Below are 20,420 nucleotides of genomic sequence, written 5' to 3'. Positions count from 1 at the left end.
GAAATCCCAGACTTCAAATCAAAAAACTTCGTTCAAATATATCAACAGGTTCGGTCTACTTTGAAGCTATAGCTAAATACAGAAGTGTAGTTTAGCACTACTCCAAAGCTTTTAAAAAAATATAATTAACAAAAAAGAGGTCGTCCATTTTATTATGGAGCGACCTCTTTTCTTTCAAATACTTCTATTTGGTTATTTTACTTGGTTTTTACTATTGAAATTGGAACACATAAAGAAACATTACAGCTGGAACAATTGTAAGGTGGTATTATGGAAATATCTGTTGCACATTTACTATTTTCATCCTTAATTGTGACACTAAATGAACCACTAGCAATACTAAAATTTCCGACTGGACCACTAGGTTGACCCACATTTAATCCCGTAAAGCTTAAGCCATTTCCTATAATTGAATAGGAGTTCCCTAATTTCCCAGTAGGGTTTATGTTAAAGTTGAACGTATCATCTGCTCCATCATTTTCTGTCCCATTATTATCACAAAGCGTTACAATGCTATGTACTGCCAGACTTTGATTCACTACAACATTGAAAGTGTCAATTGCGGTACAACCGCTTTCAAAAGTTGCAACCAATATATAATTACCACTATTTAATGCAGTGGCTGAATTTATACTTACTGTACTGTTAGACAGTAATGAACCGTTTGGTAGCGTCCATAAATAGCTCGTAATAGTTCCTGAACCAGAGGCTGTAAGGTTGATAGGACTTCCAGAACATAAGCTATCGGTTCCTGCAATGGTTACGTCTGTAGCAATACCACCAACTACAATAAAAGGACAACATAGGCCTGTAACACAGCCAGTTTCATTATCTATATCTACCGTATAGGAACCTTGGGTTGAAACGTTAAGCGTATTTGATGTAGCACCAACAATAGGAAGACCATTCAGATTCCATTGGTATGAAGTATATCCGGCTGCCACACTTAAAGTTATAGCATCTCCCCCACATATATCAAATGGAACACTTGAACAAGCTAGCCCAAAATCATCTTCATTAAGCTTGTTGTTACCTGGTGTAGAATCTATATCTGTTTGGTCTGCAGCTATTACTTCTGCAGCATTAGAAATCACGCCAGAACCCACCACTTTTACGGATATACTTAAGGTTACCGTATCAATAGTTGCCATCACATTTCCAATATCCCAGATGCCACTTATCGGGTCAAAAGTGGTTCCTGCGTATCCTATATGACTAACGTATTGCGTTTCTAAAGGTAATTGGTCTAAAACCTGAACTCCTGTGGCCGCAACACCAAGGTTTTCATTCACTAAAATAAGCGAGTATATAAGGGTATCACCCATAGCGGCTATTGATTTATTTACTGTTTTTTTCAGATTCAGATCTATGCTACAAGCAACGGGGTCACATGGGTTGTTAGGGTCACTCTCTGTTGCATCTACCCGTCCATTAAAGTTTTTGTCTTCAGCACCATCAGTGTATCCATCGTTATCTGTATCAGCATTAAGGGGATCTGTAGTGGAAGTGGGGTCGCTATCTGGTATGAAAACAGCAATATTTGTATATTTATTCGGTAAGGTAATGCCTACCTCAGTACCGTCTTGGATACCATCATTATCAGAATCAGCCAATAAAGGATTAGTGGCCGCAGACAAAGGAGAACTTGCAAAGATCTCTGCATAATCAGAAAGTCCGTCATCATCCGTGTCACCATCAAATGGATCGGTTAAATATACAGTGATTTCATCCGTATCTGGGATTAAGTCATTATCGTCATCTAAGTCGCAATCGTCTGGAATACCGTCTCCATCATTGTCTTGCAAATCATTTCCAGCACATTTATCTAAACAATCATAAACGCCATCTCCATCTGAGTCTAAAGCGGTGTAAGCATAATATACCTTCATAGTCGCCAATAAGCTAGCGGCAGCATTTACGGTAAGTCTAATTTCATCAAAGCTTTGTGCCGTTTTAAATGATACGGTTTGTATGGATGAATTGCTCAATACACTCGCAGTTACCAAAGCGTTGTTTGCAGTATACGACTGTTTTAAAACGCCTCCTAAATACGTTGTGATTTGAATACTTCCAAGAGCATTCAAGTCCAAAATCCCAGAAGATGGTGAAATGGCGAAACCGGCTTCGGTTCCTGCTGGTTTTGCAGCTCCAGTTTTAACAGATATAGAGCCACTAACACCTAAGCCAACCGTCTGATTAATAGTGGCAAAAAGTGTGGTATCATTGTTTATGACATTAGATTGATTGTCGACAGAGCATAGCAGACAAATACCACTAATTCCTGTTCTACCACTAACAATACTCGCTCCAGATGATGCTTTTGCAGCCACAATACAGTTGCTTGGGCAGCTAACAGGTTCTTCATAGGCATAATAAACCCGGAGGTTAGTTAATAATGATAAAGTCCCATCCACCGTAATCTGAATCTCATCAAAATCAGAAGTAGCTATTATTCCAACTCTTTGAAGACCAGACGAACCACTTAACAAACCCAATGAAACTAATCCGCTGCCCGTGGTTCCCGTTTGAACCAGTACATTGTTTTTATAGAGTTTAATACTTAGTGCAGACAAAACATCAGCACTCAGGATTCCCCCAGTAGTTTGGATTACAAAACCAGCTTTATTTCCAGACGGGTAGAGATGAACAGAGTCTTTGATAGACAAAGCAGTGCCGTCACCTAATAATGCCACTCCCGTTTGCATTTCGGCATAATTACTCAAGTTCCCATCCACAGAATTATTCGCTGATGGCACCCCACCTAAGAGATTAATTCCGGCAGTTCTTGCTTGATTGATAAATACTCCAGCTCCTACTATTGGATCTGTACATATTCCATTGGTTTCAGATATCTGACCATAGACGGAAGCTGAAAGAAAAATTAAAAAAAGATAACCAAATTTGAGGTTTCTTATCATGGCATTTAAAGTTTTATTGTGAAGACAGGAATCACAATTCACATGCCTTTTAAGTGCCATACACTAAAAGAAGAACTAACGGAATATTTAAAAGAACAATAGGACAATTTAATTACCTTAATTAGGAAAAGACTGACCTACCTCAAGCTAATCTATTCATCGTAAACAAAATAGAAAACCTAAATCTTTCCCTTCAAATTACAAGAATGGTATATGCATGTACTTTTAGGTCATTATGTAACTTATAAGGTCTATTGAATCACAAATAATATAGACAATTTGCCTTTGTATATTGCCTTATTTTCACTTCATTAGGCATTAGATATACGCCCTAGCTTTGTTTTAGCTAGAACCATGAAAACCATAATACGCCGTTTAAACTTACATGACACATTATAATATTAATGCGAAAGACCCTTCGACATTCTGGAAAGATATTTTGCAATACAATGAAGTCTCTTCAACTTCGAATGAATTTGAATTAGACGAAAAAACTGGATTAGGAAGTTATCGTTTTAAAAAAATAGACGCTAACATTCAATATTTACAGTTTGATATTAAGCTAAATAAAGCTATCAAGTTCAACTTCTATCAGACAGAACATGCCAAGAATTATAAATTATTATTATTCCAAAAAGGGTCATCAAATTCTGTTAGATTTCTAAACGCTAAAGAGCAGGAGAATTCTGTAAATGAATCTATGCTAAACCCTGGGGGTGAAAATGATAAAACCACGATTTCATGTCACCTACTATCACAGTTTAGTGACATACCTAATTTTATTATCCAAAAAGATGAACCCTGCATATTCCACTTATTATTTTTAAACCAAAATGTGCTAGACAAAATGCTACCTGACAATGCCAATCTTAACTTTCAGGAGCCTTTGTTTAATAAACGGAGACCATCTGAAATAATTGGCCTTAATAAGGTTGTATGCATTGATAAACTGTTTGAAACCCTTAATACTTTTCATGACCAATCCCACTGCAATAAATTTGACAAACTCGGAGACTTCCTAAAGATGCTTGGAGATTATTTCTTCGTGATTAAATACCTTAAAGAATCTCCTTGCCAAAAAGCTTCAACAATTCACGACAAAGACTTCAATAAATTAATACTTATAGAACGAAAGCTTAACCAAACTCTAAATTCAAGCTCCCCTTCTTTAAAAAACCTATCAGAAGAATTTGGAATATCTAAAACGAAAATGTGCTTGGAATTTAAAAATTTCTATGGAAAAGCTATCCTCTGTTATTACAATGATTTAAAGTTAAATTTAGCAAAAGAACTACTGACAACCACTAACCATAGCATGAAGGAAATATCCAATCAACTTTCCTTTTCAAGCCAAAGTAATTGCAATAAATGGTTCAAAAAATATACAGGAATACCCCCAAAACTTTTCAGAAAGGGTGATAAGCTATAATTAGTGAGATTTAGTACAGCCATTTAGAATAAACGGATTGGAGCTCTTGCACCATTTTCTGCCGTGAACGCTGCTTTATACATTTATGCCTATTAAAACAGGATGAATTCTTGATTTTATGGATTCTATAATGCGAAACAAAGCTTTAACTCAAAAAGACTTAAGAGTTCCATTATTCCATTTCGGTTAAAACAAAAAAACAGTAGAGTCTTAATAACTCTACTGTAATTCATATACCAACTATAACACAGCCTACTCCTTTAATTTAGGAATTTGTAATACGAAATAAATAACATCAATTTCTTAACCCAAGACTTATCCATTCCTAGGTTTTAAATATAAAGCTTACTGCTTTTTAGCAATTCTTGTTAATTGGTTCGGAACTTCCTTTACCGTGGCCAAATGAACCTCCGCTATTTTCTTTAATCTATTTACAATATCTTGATTCTCTGATGCAATATCTATCTTCTCCGACGGGTCTGTAAGTACATTAAACAAAGTAGGTTTATCCAATTCTTCTATTTTAGGCGGATATCCTACGGGATTATTTGATAAAAAGTAAAGTTTATGAGCCCCTTTCCTTACTGCAAAAAGTCGTGTTCCATGATAATAAAACATCTCATCGCGTGGGGTTTTGTCTTCTCCACGTAGCACTGGAGAGAGATCATATCCATCTAAAATACGGTCTTTGGGTACGTCAATTCCGGCTAAACTGCATATGGTAGGCAATACATCTAAGGTGCTTCCCATTTTTGAGACTATTCCCGATTTTACATCTTTACCCCAAATGACACAAGGTACTCTTTGGCCACCTTCATAGCTCGTACCCTTTCCGCCATACAATAAACCCGCAGAACCACCATTTTCTCCGAAAACAAGCCAAGGACCATTATCCGTCGTAAAAATAACATAGGTATTATCATCTAGACCCTCTGATTTTAAGGTTTCAAAAATCTGCCCTACGCTCCAATCTATTTCTTGTATAACATCTCCGTATAGTCCTCTTTCACTTGTGCCAGTAAAATTAGTATTACTGAATAATGGGATATGCGGCATATTATGAGCCATATATAAGAAAAAAGGCTTCTTCTTATGCTCTTTAATAAACTTGATCGATTCTTCTGTGTAACGCTGCGTCAATGTACTTTGATTTGCAGGTCTTTCTATTTCTGTTTCATTTCTTAGAATTGGCACATTAAACCCATGACTATCTGGATTTGTCTTTTGATTTCTGTCATACTTAAAGGCTGGATTTCGGTCCATGTCATTTGAATATGGAATACCGAAATAGTAATCAAAGCCATTTGAAGTAGGCAAATATTCTGGTAAATGTCCTAAATGCCATTTACCAACACAGGCTGTGCTATAGTTTTTCTTCTTCAGCATTTCTGCAATAGTTAGCTCATCCGCGGGTATTCCACCTTCCGAATCTGGGAAAAACACACGTCTACTATCCGGACCTTCCATACCTGCTCTTACGGGCAAACGACCGCTCATAAGACCAAAACGTGAAGGTGTACAAACATTAGAAGCCACATAAAAGTTAGTCCATTTTTGTCCTTCGTATGCCATTCTATCAATATTGGGTGTCTTAATAGTGGGATGTCCAAAGCTGCTCAAGTCTCCATAACCCTGATCGTCAGTAAATATGACAATAAAATTAGGCTGACTTTTTTTTTGAGCGTGGCTCTCTTGAGTACTCAAGCCTATTATAGCGAATAGTATCCATTTCAATTTATTCATTTTAATTGGGTTTTTGCCAAGGTGTTTGACCACCTTTTTGTATATAAGTCAATAATAATTTATTCAATTCCCCAAGCTTTTTAGGTTCTTCACTAGCCAAGTTTCTCTTCTCGTAAGGGTCCTGATTTATGTGATACAGTTCTAAAGGTGAATACGGCGTATTTTGTAAAATTTTCCAACCTTGATAAATCAAGGCATGGTAATCATTTCCTCCATACTTTATTCCGCCTTCACGCCTAACAAAGTATACGGGTCTTTCCGAAAACGGTGCGATAGTTTCCAATAAAACCTGCTTAAAACTTTCGCCGTCCCAATTCCCTTTGTTTGAACCATTCGCTAAATCAACTAGTGTTGGAAAGATATCCATGGTCAATAATTGCTCATTAGAAACGGTTCCGTTCTTAATTTTTGCAGGCCATGTGGCAAAGGCTGGCACCCTTAAACCACCTTCAAACATACTTTGTTTTCCATCTCGATAAGGTAAATTATTAGCTAAGTCATCCAGATTTCCGCCATTGTCACTTACAAAAAAGATAAGTGTATTTTCGTATTGCCCTGTTTCTTTCAAACTTTTCACAACGCGTCCAATCCCATCATCTAGGTGCTCAATTAAAGCCACTAACTTTCCTCTTTTAGGATCCATCGAAGGCTCCCTAGCCATCACCTTGTTATACCATTCCTTTGGAGGCTGTACCGGAAAATGTGGTGCATTATATGCCAAATACAAAAAGAAAGGTTTTTCCTTATTGGCCGCTTTTTCTATAATGTCTATAGACCAGTCCGTAAAAACATCGGTGGCGTGTCCCACAGGAGTAACCACTTTATCGTCCTCACGCATAAAATTAATTCCATGGCGTTTATGGTCGTAATAGTCTTCCATCATATCTTCTAGCCAGCCATGAAAATAATCGAAGCCTTTTTGATTCGGTAAATTTGGTGACTCTAACCCTAGATTCCATTTTCCAACCATAGCAGTAGCATATCCATTTTCTTTTAATGCAGCGGGTAGAAGCTGAACATCGGGTTTTAGGTAACCCCAGTTATCCGCTTTAGGATATCTAATTAGGCCAGGTACACCCACAGCATCAGGATATTTCCCCGTCATTAATGATGCTCTCGTAGGTGAGCATACGGGAGAGTTAGCATAGAAATTGTCAAACCTCATTCCTGCCTTACATAGTGCATCGAGATTTGGCGTTTTTACATCCTTATTACCGTAGTAAGACACATCGTTATAGCCTAAATCATCCACCAGAATCAAAAGCACATTCGGCTTTTCACTTTGAGCGAAAGTAAGTTGGCTAAAAAAGAGCCCAATAATTAAAATGAGATTTGTTTTTTGCATGCTTAAAGTATGTTTTTACCAATTTGGGTTTTGTTCTAATCCTGGATTAAGAGAAATTTCACTAGCTGGAATAGGTAATAAATCATAATACTCTAAATACCCATTTGGGAATCTCGTTTCAATAACCCCTCCTAAATGATCTTTAATTACTAATGGATAAATTTCCTTAGCTAAATCCCATCTTTTGATGTCTGACCAGTAAAGCCCTTCAAGAGCAAACTCTATTCTACGCTCATGCCTTAATTTTTCTCTTGCTTCACTTTGTGAAAGACTGATTGAGATTCTAGTAATCTTCACGTCATCTCGCTCCGTCCTTACTTTATTAATTAATGCTAATGCTAGCGGAATATCCTTATTTAATTCAATGAGAGCTTCCGCTTTCGCCAAAAGCACATCAGCATAGCGTATCACTATATCATTAATTTCAGACTGTCCAGAGGTTGGTAAATTGGCCATATCATTCTCTCTGTATTTTCTACAACTAAGGTGCTTCAACCTATTACCTGGATGATTATACGCTCCGCCAGGATAAGTGTAATTTGGGAATTGGTAACCAAGAATAAAAGAGCCTGGAACAACGACTGTAAATCCTAATCTTGGGTCCCTATTCTCATATGGTTTGGACGCATTTACAGGAGAACCATCTATCGTTTCATAAGCATTCACCAAATTATCCGTAGGTACATAACGAGTTCCTCTTGTAAAGCTTCCGGTACCCGTACCACAATATTGATCATGAAATGAGCCTTGAGAATTCTCACCTCTGATGTATTGAATATCGAAAATCACTTCTTCATTATTCTCATTCTCTCTTTTAAATAAGCCCTCGTAACTTGGGAAGAGTGAGTATTTATTTAGAGCTTCTATTTGTTCCGTTACTTCCAGCACTTTATCATATTTATTTTGATACAAATAGGCTCTCATTTTCATGGCTAATGCTGCTCCTTTATCAGCCCTTCCTGCTTCAGGTGCTTTAACCGCCAAGTTGGCAATGGCTACATCGTAATCAGAAACGACTTGATTCCATGTCTCAGATAAAGTTGCCCGCTTTAAATTTTTCGCACCATCTGCCGATATTACTGAGGTAATAAGAGGGACTCCACCATAAGAATCTGCTAAAAGAGAATAGGCCAAACCTCTTAAGAAATGAGCTTCTCCTTCGTAAGTTTTACGGGCTTCTGCTGAAAGTTCTACTTTATCCAAATCCTTTAACAAGCTGTTTGCTCGAAAAATTATAGCGTAACATCTTGTCCATCTAAATGTTAGAATTTCACCATCGGAAGAAGATAATTGGCCAGAACCAATTTTAGCAATTGCTGTATTTCCCCAATTATAAGCATTGGGTGTAGCCCCGTCTAAAACACCAAAACCAAACAAGCCTTCATTATAAATAGCGTTTTCTTTCAGCAAAGAGTAAACTCCATTTAAGTCAAATTTGATGTCCTTTTCATTTTCTGGAAAGTTTGCTGAAGTAATTTTATCTTCCGGAAAAACGTCTAAATAACTGTCACTACAACCTAGGCAAACGGTAATTAAAAGTATATATATAGTTTTAAGTCTCATTGTATTAAAAGTTTAAGTTTACGCCAAGTGAAAGTATTCTAGGCACAGGGTACAGGTTTGATGACGAACTGAAAGTGCTCTTTTCTGGATCGTAACCATCATAGGCTCTACTGGCGATAGTCCATATGTTTTGTGCATTCAGATACAGATAAGCTTTCTCTAAGCCATATTTTGAAATGAAACTTTCAGGAAGTGTGTATCCCAACTGAGCATTTTTTACTTTTAGAAAGCTTCCGTTTACTATCCAAAAATCAGAGTCAGAATTATCCCAAGAATTATCAAATCTAGCCATTGGAATATCCGTATCTGTATTTTCAGGCGTCCATGAATCCAACCAACTTTTAGCAATTACTCTATTCTCAAAAGACAAGTTTGTGAAATTATTACGATTGAAAAGCTTTACCCCTGCTACACCTTGAAGTAAAATATTCAGGTCAAAACCTTTGTATTTAAAAGAGGGCGATACTCCAAAAGTAACTTTCGGAATAGTGTTTCCTAAAGATTGCTTATCTTGATAATCTAGTCTTCCGTCATTATTTAGATCTTGAAATTTTAAATTACCTGCTTGTGGCACAAAACCATTGGCAAACATATGCGTTTTAGCCTCTTCGTTAGACTGATAAATCCCCTCTACTTTATAACCGTAAAGTTCATTAAATGAGAAACCTTGTCTTATCAAGAATAACTGATCTGGAGAGCGTTCCGTACCGAAGTCTGTCACCAAATTCTTGATATAAGTAGCATTTAAACCCACATTGAATTTCAATTTATTAGGGTCGTAAACCTGGCTATAGTAGTTTAAGATCAGCTCAACCCCTTCATTCAACATCGCCCCTTTGTTTTCGAAAGGTGAGGTGAGTCCACCAAGTGTTAAGGGAATCGGTAATTGTACTAAAATATCGGTGGTGTTCTTTCTAAAGTAATCCGCCTCTAGGGTAAACTTGTTTTTCAATATTCCTACTTCAAGTCCAATGTCTAAAGTGGAGGTTTGCTCCCAAGTAATATTCTCATCTACCAAGTTAGTCACCGCGGCACCTGGAGCAAAGCTGCCACCATAATTATAGCTCAAAGAGTTGCTTTGACTTATGATAGTCAGATAGGGCGAGTAGCTATTAATATTCTGGTTACCCAGCCTACCCCACGATGCCCTTAGTTTCATATTCGAAATAAGATCTGATTGTGCTAAAAAAGGTTCTTCAGACAATCTCCAACCCGCTGAAAACCCTGGGAAATACCCCCATCTGCTTCCACTTTTAAAACGAGAAGAGCCATCTGCTCTAAAGTTGGCTTCAAAGAGGTATTTGTCCTCCAGAACATAGTTCAATCGTCCGAAATAGGAAAGAATTTTCAAACGATCCATATTTCCTGTCCCTTGAATACCCGAGGTACCCGCATCCACCTGCGTTAAACCCTCTTTTGGTGGGTTGTTTCTTCGAGCATATACCGACTGAATCTTATTATTCTCATTCTGGAAACCAGCCAAAACTTTAAAATCATGACGATTATTAAAGCTTTTGACATAGTTTAAAGTAGAATAAAGATTGGTTCTTACACCATACTCTACTCCGCGGTTCATTTCTAAACCCTCTCTGTTATAGTTCTTTGTAATGGTCTCTTGCCCTGAATCTGTATAACCAAACACGCTAGAATTGTATCTGTCTATAAGGTTCCAGGTTCCGTTTAGTGCGTATGTCGTTTTTAAAACCAGATCTTTGGCTAAAGTTAGTTCCGCTGTGGCATTGGCAGTAAGCAAGTTATTTTGCGTAGTAGTTCGACCATTGGCTGCATCAATTAGTGGGTTTCTATTATCATAAAGCAAAGCCCCATTTTGATTATAAACCTCTACAGAGCCATAATCTCCATCACGATTATACGGTGCAATAAAGGGTGCCGCACCAGAAAGCATATCAAAAACACGCCCTAATGAGCCATAAGTAATATCCGCATATGGTTCTTTTGAATTTCTATTAATGTAGCCTAATCGACCACCTAATTTAAACCAGTCGTTAATTCGTGATTCCACATTTGCTCGAATCCCGTAACGTTGAGACTCCGTATTGGGCACCAGACCTTTCTGATTAAGATGATTAAAGGACAAAAAGGTGGATGTTTGCTCCGAGCCACCTGTGATAGACACGTTATTTTGCTGAATCAAAGCATTGTCAAACAATTCCTTAAACCAGTCTGTGTTTGGGTATTTAAATTTATCCGTACCTGTGCGATATTGATTTATTAAATCTTGAGGATAAAGCTCACTAGAGCCGCCATTAACCAAGGCGGCATTGGTCAAATCCATGTTTTCAACACTATTATTAATGGTATTATAGTGCCTTCCTAAGGATTGCACGCCCACATAAGAGTTTACCGAGACCCTCATCTTCTCTCTATTCACTCCAATTTTAGTGGTTACCAATACCACACCATTTGCAGCCTTTGAACCATAAATGGCGGCACTCGCAGCATCTTTAAGTACTGAAATAGATTGGATATCCGATGGGTTTATCTGATCAAAAGAACCCTCCACACCATCAATTAGAATCAAAGGATTGGAATTATTCAAAGTTCCCCATCCACGAATTCTAATTTGGGCATCATCTCCGCCTGGTTTTCCAGAATTTTGACTCACCCAAACTCCAGACGCCGTTCCACCCAAAGCTTGTGACGCATTGGTTATCGGTCTGTTTTCTAATTTTTCATCGAACTGTATGGTAGATATCGCCCCTGTCAAATTCTCCTTTTGGCTGCTACCATATCCTACCACCACGATTTCGCTTAAGTTGGTAGCATCTGGTCTTAGTTGTACCGTTATCTGCTGCTGATTTTTAGCTATGTTTATTTCACGGTGGATATAACCCACAAAAGAAATAACTAAAATCACGTCTTCATCAGGAATTTCAAGCTGAAAATTACCATCCCCGTCAGACTGTGTGGCCATTTGGGTGCCCTTTACAAGGACCGTTGCTCCAGGAACAACTTCATTATGTTCGTCTGTAATTTGTCCTTGAATTTTCCTATTGATAATTTCATCGACAACAGGCGTAGGCGTTGAAAATATCACCCGAGAACTCATATCATCGTTTATTTTCAACACAATTCTATCTTCAGCCACTATGTATTTTAATCGGACAGGTGTTAGAATTTCCTTCAGCAAAGCATCAACCCTTTTATTCTTGGCATTGACATTTATTCTTTGATTGATGTTGATACCGCTTGGGCTGTATATAAATTTAATATTGACCTGGTTTTCAATGTCCTTTAATACATTTTCAAGGGGTACATTGTTCTTTACCAGTGTAACACGTTGTTTTAAATCTACCTGACTATATCCTGGTAGAGCAAGTGACAGTGTACAAAAAGTGTAAGAAATTAAGAGATAAAATAAGGTTGTCCTCATAATAATCCTCAGCAAATGGGTTTTGCATTGGTATTTTTTCATATTTTCGCAAGGTTTGATGGTTGTCAGAATCGTTTAAACATCCCTTTTCAAGAAGGGTAAAAATTAGTTGGAGATGTTACAGCATCTCTAACTTTTTTAAGTATTTTCAAATCATATTTTATATCTGTTTTAGGGTTAATTACACTCTTTTCCTTTTATAATTATCTTGGCACCTTTGGTTTCAAAATCAGAGCCAATTACACTACAGATTAGGTTTAGCTTTTGGTACAGTGTTAAACTTATCAAGTCTCCAGTGAACAATTGATTTTCGCAAGCTTCATTTAACAAAATGACTTCTACGCCATAGACCTCTCTGATGTCTTTTATTATCTGTGATATTTTCTGTCCCTCGTATTTAAATATACCTGCTCTATTCCTAGAATTCCCTTTAATTTCCGCGGGATTGTCCACAATAGTTTCGCGAATCAACTTGGTTTTCTTGTCAAAAACAGCCTTTAAATTTGGCGTAAGTATCAATTCCTCCTTTTTGGTTTTGACTAAGTTTTTTTCAAGATGAACAGAAACCTTTCCTGTAAACACCTCCACTTCCACCTCTCTATTATCTTTCTTAGCATTAATTTCAAAACTGGTGCCTAATACACTCGTTACCAATCCCCCAGATTTAATAATAAAAGGTTTATGCTCATTTCTGGCAATATCAAAAAAGGCTTTCCCTTCAAATTTGATTTCACGTAAATTCTCATTGAATTCCTCATGTATAAACAGCTCAGACTCTCCTTTTAAAGTGACCACACTTCCGTCTGGTAATTGAATTTTCTTTTCTGAATTTATAATTTCATTCTTAGCAAAAAGACGATAATCACTAGCGACAGAATCATTTCCAACGAAAAATGGCAAGAAAGACAAAGCGACAAGAAATAAAGCCGCTGCTGCCCATAAGACTGGCTTTGATTTGAGTGTTTTTTTGACAGGAAACAACCAAAATAGAAATGGATTAATTTCCCTTCTCAGTGCCCGAATTCCCCGTTCCTGAGCCTCATTTTTATCCTTTTCATCTTGGAATATCCCCAAAGACCCATCGCCTGAAAGATTATGCTTTGCCAATTGTTTCAGAAAACTCTCTTCTTCTGAAGTACAAAGCCCTTTTTCATACCTATTTATTAAATTATCTATTTCTTTTTCTTTCATTTTTCCTTTCTTAATTCTCTGAAAAAGAGCCTTTAAAATTCTCTCTTATAATTTTCATCGATTTTGTAATGTGATATTCAATAGCCTTTTCTGAGAGGTCTAACTTATGAGCAATTTTCTTAACAGGCATTTCTTCCAACTTGCTCATCTTAAAAATCAAAGCTGTTTTTTCAGGCATCCTAGACAACACCGTTTCCAATTTAAGTTTTAATAGAGACTCGTCCATTTTTTCTTCAATATGGGTTATCTCACCCATCTGATGCATAATTTGAAATTCTCTATACTTGCGAAGGTTAATTTCTCTTCTAATAAATTTATTAATCTGGTTTCTAGCAGCAATAAAAAGGTAAACGCCTAAGCTCTCAATGTTTGCCGAATTTCTGTTTTTCCAAAGAGCGAGCATTATTTCATGAAGCACCTCTTCAGTTTCTTCGTTTGAACCCAAATTCCGATAAATAAATCCATATAAATGCTCCCAGTATTTGTTGTAAATAGATTCAAAAGCCTTTTTACTCCCACTTTTTAAGAGAGCAACGAGTTCTATATCTTCCAATTCATTCTGAGTCATGGTTTGTAAGGGTTGAGATTCTTTTGCCTAATAGTACCACTAAGTCTAGAAACCCCTAAATAAAATCCATTTTTTTTGTCAAATTTCACAATTAAGTAATTGTAACAGAAATCTCTCTATAAAAGATTGCTGTAAATAAGCTGCCTGTGAGACCTAAGTCGGTCGTTTTTTCTGTCAAAAAAAAGGCTTAAAACAGCTCCATCATTCCTAATAAGCAAATACAGCATAACCTGATAAGACAATGATTCATCAAGTCTAGATAACAATTCCATCTTTTTGAGCTGAGAGAAAAAAACTTGGAAGCATATACGCTAGCAGTGATACATTCTTTGGTTCTGCCTATATTAAGCCTAAATAGAGTTATCAGTATTTAACTTTTTAAACCCGAGTATGGATGAACAACAAGATTCTTTTTATCCCATTATCCAAGATTGGCATCATCCACCTAAACCATAGCAGCTCTAGTAATACCTATCATGAAATGGTAAGAACTGTTTAGGCCAACGTGATTTATTGGCAACAGGGAGGGAGATCTAAAAAGTATTACCCTATAAAAACTCCGACCTTAAAACTTACAAGATGCCGTATCGTCTTTAACGTAATACGACTTGTAGTTCTTTGCTTTAGGGTTCATACACCCTTTTAAGTTTAGTAGCTCTACTTTTCTAAATTCAATTGGGTGACTTTCACTTTGTAAAGAAATAGAACCATGACTTAGACGGCTTCCGTCTGGTTTAAACTTTGGGTCAAAACCACTTACCACACCTCCGCCAAAAGCTGGTTTTGTATATTCCATGGCCACCTCACCATTTACCCAATGACGAATCAATGAATCTCCATATACCTCAACCTCCACTTTTACCCATTCGTTTAATGGGGCAGCCTGTATACTTGAGCTTATGCAGTGCCGCTCGTCAAATTTACCTTCATACCACACCGTTGTGCCTGGCGTACATAAATTACAATTTGTTCTCGGCTTTTTATCATCATAACCTCCTAAAAGCTGTACCTCTATAGATATCGGAAAATCTTGTTCCAGACCCATGCTTTCTGCTGGCTGACCGTGAACCATTATACCACTGTTTCTAAAAGCCCAACCCTCTCCTTCAGGAGCTTGATCGCCAATAAACCTATACTCCGTAGCTATTTTGTAATAACTAAAATCACCATTATAAAATAGGTGACCATACTGTTTGTTAAAATCGTCGTATGCATCATAATTAACCACAATGTTCCCATTCTTAACCTGGAATGTCTCGTTATAATTATCATTTAACTCGTACCCTCGGATTTTAATATCCCAGCCGTCTAGGTTCTTACCATTAAATAATTGCAGCCAATTTTCTTTAGAAGAATTTGCTTTTTGAGCTACACAACTCATTTGAACAAGACAAAAAAGGAAGACTACGAGTTTTTTCATTTAAAGGGAATATTAATGGATTCAACAAGAAACTGCATTCTGACGATTTAAACAAGTGAATTTCCACAAGTGTCTTATAAAGCATCAGAATGCAGCATTATCCGTAGATGAAAATATTAATTATTTGCCTTCTTAATTAATACAACCCAATCTTGCTCTGTATTATTAGGTGGGGTACCTAAACTTTGAAGTAAACCACCTTTCACAGCCTTTAAACTGCCCTCTAGTAATTCTCCTCCTTTTATAGGGTTATACCACTGTATGCTGAAATCTCCTTCAGCTTCCCTCAGGTCAATTTTGGCGTTGCCTTTTTTAGGTAGATAAAAAGCATAAACTTCATTTTTCTTGCTGAAACAATAACCATCTTCCTGATTTATTAAATGATGGTTTGGAGTCATATCCCAGTACGGAATATAGTTTTCGAAAAAGACTCTGGCGTGGTTAGAAAGCTCCCATAATTGATCTCTTTTTCTCCAGTCTTCAGAGGTAAGGTCGTTTTGAGGATGCTTCGCTCCAAAATACCACTCCACACCTGCCGCACCAGACATCAACGAACCCCAAAGCACAAAATGACGAAGCGAATCATGACCTGGATTTTCTTCATCCATTACAGCTCCTGTGTGCCATTTCCCTATCTCATCCATGGTAATTAACCACTCATGATTCTTTTCCTTAGCTTTTGCTCGCCAATGTTCTATCACTTCACTTGTTTCTGTACGTTCTGCCTGCTGAAGAGATAGTCCATCCACATATTTATAACCCACTATATCTTTTAAAATATCAGATCTTAAAGGGTCTTCGGAATGCGTATGTAATAAAACTGGGTGATTATAAGGATCGTTTTCTTTCAAATATTTCGCCATAGCTTTTCTTTGAGCATCGTTTTGACCCAACGGCGACCAACTGGCGGGACCATTTTCTTCTCCTAAATTCCAAACTAATCCTAAGTTATGACCAAATCTTGCTATGAGTTCATTGAAGTAAAGCTTCCTCATAGGGCCTGTGTCACCGCCATCAAGCATGGTTTCGTTTTCTGTCTCCTGAATAACCAAATGCAGAAGAAGTCCCTTGGACTGCATATGATCGAATAGAATTTGCCATTGATCCAGCTTGCTCACATCAAATCTCGTAAAATCACTTTCATTAATATAAGGCCACACATCTTTCCCATCTCCCAGAATATTCATGGTTAAGAAATATACCGTGTTCATCCCTTTGGAAGACAGGTAATTCATGGAACCAATGATAGACTTCCCTTTTCCATTTTGCCAAGTAGGATCTCCTAATTTCCAATCTTTTTCATGGTTTGCATATTTATGCAGCTCATCAGAAGCTGTAGCCTCTCCTTCGCTGGCTTCAGAAGAAATCCTAAATGTCCCGTCAAAATCGCCATATGCTAAAAGGTTCTCAGGGCTATTGGTCCCCATTTTTATCCAGTGCTTATCCGTATCCTGAAATTTGAAATAACCTTCACTAGCCACTAAACGGCCTTTGCCACGAAAGTCTGCCTCATCTTTATCAGAAGGAACTACTATAAAATGGCCTTTAGCATTGGTGATAGGAATAGCCTTTTCTGCACTAGCCTCATTATTTAGAGCAATATTTTCTCCTTTTTGCAAGGTTGCCGCATAGCTCCAATCACCCACTTTATCTGGTGAAAACCTAACATTCCAAATGGCTCCTGCAGCTGCACTGGTCTCTCCCGCATTTCCATCGGCAGCGTAAAAACCTCTAATGGTTTGATTACTTTCTTTATGCTTAAACTCCACTAAAAGCCTATAATTTAAAAATGGATTATCAGTAGCATTCTCAGAAGTTTCTGGTCCTTCGAAAGAAAGCGTAACTGTGTTAAACTTGGTATAAACCGGGGTCTTTATAACTCCTTTACTTGACGCAAAAGAAGATTCCTTAGGCAAACGTAAACGCTCTACCGATTTAAGTTCAGGCTCTCCACCAGGCTTCCCACAACCTGAGGCGATATAGACATAATCTCCAACCACGGCAAAGCCAGTACCATGTCTTCCTGTATTAAAAGAAGGCCATTTCTCCCAAGTTTCTGTCGCGGTGTTAAAGGCTTCCGCTTCATTCTGAGCAAGGGCCATTCCTGCCTGTTCTCCTCCTCCTATTATCACCAAATTGTTATGGGCAAAAGCAAAACTTCCTGCCCTTTGGGTAGGTATGGCTAAATTATTAGTTACCGGCTGCCATTTCTGAGTTTTGAAATTATAAATATTTCCATGCTGAATAGTTCTAGACATGTCTTCTCCTGTTCTCCTAGAGCTATTTCGTCCACCAAATGCATATAACTTGTCGTTAACAGCTACTGCCTGAAAATGGTCTCTAGCACTAGGGGCATCTTCTAAAACTTCCCATTCTCCTGCTTTAGGATCGTAAACATCTAACCAAGACTTTGAGCCATCCATATGGCCATTGGTAATTCCTCCTACAATATAAATTTTATCGTTATAAACCACGGCTCCGGCACCTCCTCTCCTCCTATCTTTTGGAATAGAATGTCCAAATTCGTATCGGTCTTCATCTGGGTGATAAATAATCACTTTATCCAATGGCTGTTCGGTTGGCCACTTTCCGGTCATGGCACCTACTATATAAATGGCATCACCATAACTTACTGGCTGAAAATGATGTAATTCTATGGGCGTTTCAGACTTCGAAGCCCATGAGTTTGTTGATGGGTCAAATTGAGAAGTTTCATTTATTCTTCTGCCACCCAATAAATATATTTTTGAATCATGAGCCACTAAGCCTGCTTCATGACGAGCCACCGGTTCTCCCTCCACAGCTAATGTACTCCATTGCCAGTTTTCCGTTTTAGGTTTAATACAACCCACAAGAAAAAAAATACCTAAAATGTAAATAATACGACTGAATGGTTGAAATTCCCTCATTAAAAATTGTTCGTTATTTGTTGTTCGCTCCAGATTAGAATTCATAAAAATAAGAGACTTAAATAATGCATAAGTCGCTCATAGATCGATATTTAATAAAATCATAGATTCATAAATTGAACTAGAATTTTATCAATCCTAACAAATCTAGTGATTTTCTAATACTTTTGTATACAAAATACAGTATACATGATAAAGCATTCCGACTTAAGCAAGCTAGCCTACCATGAGCTAAAAACCAGAATCCTAAAAGGTCAACTGGAAAAGGGTCAAAAATTGGTTCAGGAAAAAATTGCAGTAGAATTGGGCATTAGTCGGATGCCCTTGCATAAAGCTTTTCAAATGCTAGAAAGTGAGTTCTTGATTGAATCTGTTCCTAGAAAAGGTTACATCGTGAAAGAACATCATATAAAAGACAAGATAGATGCTTTTGAATGCCGAGAAGTATTAGAAGGATTAGCGGCTAGGAAGCTAGCGAAAAACGTAAACCACGAAAAAATAGCAGAAAAGCTAGCCTCATACTTCAAACCTTACCTTAATGAAACCGATATTGATGACGAAAAATACCGCAAGGCTGACCAAGACTTTCATAATGCCATTTGCGAATTAAGCAATAATGCCGTCTTACAAAAAATGGACGCCTTAGCCAATTACTTACAAATGACTTTCACTTATGGTTTAGTAAGAACACCGCAAGAAACTTTACCTGAGCATATCAGTATTATAGAGGCCATCAGAGCTGGGAATGCAGAAAAAGCGGAGCTATTAATGCGTGAGCATGCCACTATAACGATAGATAAACTCGAAAAAGAACTAAGGGAACAAAACCATTAGCTTAAGCTTCTGCTGCTATTAAGGCATGTTCCTTAAAAACCATTGATTGACCTGTCAAGGTGGCTTTTAATAAAATATCATTCGCAACTAGCTCTGTCCTATGCTCTAATTTTAAAACCTTTATGGCTTTTTGATAAAGTATATTTAATCCTTCGGCTCCGCATAAAACAATGGGTCTCTCGTCTGACGGTTTTGCTATATTAGACAACTCTTCGCCTAGAAGAAGCCCACTTAAATAAAAAGCATTCGATTTTTTATCGAAAGTTTCGAAGAGTACATTGGACCTGACTCTAAAGAGGTTTGTTAGCAAGTTGGTCTCCTTAGCATCTAACACACCTTTTTCAAATGCTGTAGCAGCCTCAGCATTCAATGCTAACACTTTTTCAGAGTGTACCGAATTACTTAAAATACTATGTTCCGACAAAATCTGAAAGAGCTCACCTGTTAAATAGGTTTGAAAATGGGTTAAGGCTCCATTCTCTATAAAACAATGTTTGGAATGCGTTCCTGGTAGTATGACAATAGAATCATCATTTTCCCCAAAATTCATTAATTCTGCTAATCCCAACAACTGAATTTCCTCGCCACGCATAACATCGTGCGTGTCTCTTAAACCAGAAACCAATATCACTGGATTAGACCATTTTGAGTTGGGAACAATGGATTTAGAAAAAAGACTTTTCGGTTTTCCTAAATGAAAAGGTAAACTACCATACTCTAATTCTTCCATTCCAATAGAAGAAGAAGCCATTCCTGATAAAACCAAAGTGAGATCGGAAATATCAAAGCTTACTTTCTGTTGAAGCAAGGCCATTTTCAGACCTAAAAAATTACTGAAAAAATCAAATCTACTTTCGCTATCTGTCAATTGACTATTGACAAAAGCAATCCCTTCTTTGCTTTCTACCTCTGCTAAAACAGAATTATACTCCGAATCAATAAGCCTTAATCTGAAAGAACTGGTACCCCAATCGCAGCCTATATAATTTCCTCTACCCTCCATCATCTTTAAAAAATCCTATGAAACAGTATCGTGATATTAACCTTTAGGTTCACTAAACCCAATGTCACGTACTGATTTTTTTATAAACTTAGTATATATGCAA

General features: G+C 37.3%; 12 protein-coding genes. 2 read left to right on the top strand and 10 right to left on the bottom strand.

All coding sequences use genetic code 11. The features are described 5' to 3' along the window. Positions 1 to 197: 197 nt before the first annotated feature. Positions 198 to 2,918: a DUF11 domain-containing protein gene (locus ACTBZY_RS01020; protein ID WP_463044457.1), complete on the bottom strand. Its 2,721-nt coding sequence runs from the start codon at positions 2,916 to 2,918 to the stop codon at positions 198 to 200. 385 nt (positions 2,919 to 3,303) lie between these two features. On the opposite strand from ACTBZY_RS01020, the gene ACTBZY_RS01015 reads away from it, so the two are divergent. Then, positions 3,304 to 4,347, top strand: coding sequence for a helix-turn-helix transcriptional regulator (locus ACTBZY_RS01015; protein WP_463044456.1), 1,044 nt, complete (start codon positions 3,304 to 3,306; stop codon positions 4,345 to 4,347). A gap of 345 nt (positions 4,348 to 4,692) precedes the next feature. Here ACTBZY_RS01015 and ACTBZY_RS01010 read toward each other — a convergent pair whose 3' ends face one another. From ACTBZY_RS01010 to ACTBZY_RS00975, 8 genes are all read right to left on the bottom strand, one after another. Next, complete coding sequence (locus ACTBZY_RS01010; protein WP_463044455.1) at positions 4,693 to 6,090, bottom strand: sulfatase family protein; 1,398 nt, start codon at positions 6,088 to 6,090, stop codon at positions 4,693 to 4,695. A 1-nt stretch (position 6,091) separates the two neighbouring features. Then, positions 6,092 to 7,435: a sulfatase family protein gene (locus tag ACTBZY_RS01005; protein ID WP_463044454.1), complete on the bottom strand. Its 1,344-nt coding sequence runs from the start codon at positions 7,433 to 7,435 to the stop codon at positions 6,092 to 6,094. A gap of 15 nt (positions 7,436 to 7,450) precedes the next feature. Further along, on the bottom strand, positions 7,451 to 8,998 hold the full coding sequence (locus ACTBZY_RS01000) for a RagB/SusD family nutrient uptake outer membrane protein (RefSeq protein WP_463044453.1): 1,548 nt from the start codon (positions 8,996 to 8,998) through the stop codon (positions 7,451 to 7,453). A 4-nt stretch (positions 8,999 to 9,002) separates the two neighbouring features. Beyond that, positions 9,003 to 12,434 carry a TonB-dependent receptor gene (locus ACTBZY_RS00995; protein WP_463044452.1) on the bottom strand — a complete coding sequence of 1,144 codons (3,432 nt, stop codon included), beginning with the start codon at positions 12,432 to 12,434 and terminating at the stop codon, positions 9,003 to 9,005. A 135-nt stretch (positions 12,435 to 12,569) separates the two neighbouring features. After that, positions 12,570 to 13,583 carry a FecR family protein gene (locus ACTBZY_RS00990; RefSeq protein WP_463044451.1) on the bottom strand — a complete coding sequence of 338 codons (1,014 nt, stop codon included), beginning with the start codon at positions 13,581 to 13,583 and terminating at the stop codon, positions 12,570 to 12,572. A 10-nt stretch (positions 13,584 to 13,593) separates the two neighbouring features. Continuing rightward, positions 13,594 to 14,151 carry an RNA polymerase sigma factor gene (locus ACTBZY_RS00985; protein WP_463044450.1) on the bottom strand — a complete coding sequence of 186 codons (558 nt, stop codon included), beginning with the start codon at positions 14,149 to 14,151 and terminating at the stop codon, positions 13,594 to 13,596. A gap of 565 nt (positions 14,152 to 14,716) precedes the next feature. Further along, positions 14,717 to 15,571 carry a 3-keto-disaccharide hydrolase gene (locus ACTBZY_RS00980; RefSeq protein ID WP_463044449.1) on the bottom strand — a complete coding sequence of 285 codons (855 nt, stop codon included), beginning with the start codon at positions 15,569 to 15,571 and terminating at the stop codon, positions 14,717 to 14,719. A gap of 116 nt (positions 15,572 to 15,687) precedes the next feature. Continuing rightward, a complete protein-coding gene (locus tag ACTBZY_RS00975; protein ID WP_463044448.1) occupies positions 15,688 to 18,480 on the bottom strand; it encodes a Kelch repeat-containing protein in 2,793 nt (930 codons plus the stop codon). A 189-nt stretch (positions 18,481 to 18,669) separates the two neighbouring features. On the opposite strand from ACTBZY_RS00975, the gene ACTBZY_RS00970 reads away from it, so the two are divergent. Then, positions 18,670 to 19,314: a GntR family transcriptional regulator gene (locus tag ACTBZY_RS00970; protein WP_463044447.1), complete on the top strand. Its 645-nt coding sequence runs from the start codon at positions 18,670 to 18,672 to the stop codon at positions 19,312 to 19,314. Between the two features lies 1 nt (position 19,315). On the opposite strand, the gene ACTBZY_RS00965 is transcribed toward ACTBZY_RS00970, so the two are convergent. Continuing rightward, positions 19,316 to 20,320, bottom strand: coding sequence for a 2-dehydro-3-deoxygalactonokinase (locus ACTBZY_RS00965; protein ID WP_463044446.1), 1,005 nt, complete (start codon positions 20,318 to 20,320; stop codon positions 19,316 to 19,318). Between the last annotated feature and the right edge of the window lie 100 nt (positions 20,321 to 20,420).

It is taken from the genome of Arcticibacterium sp., from assembly GCF_055134445.1.
Note: the sequence above shows the minus strand (reverse complement) of the source record. Positions and strands in the feature narration are given on the sequence as shown.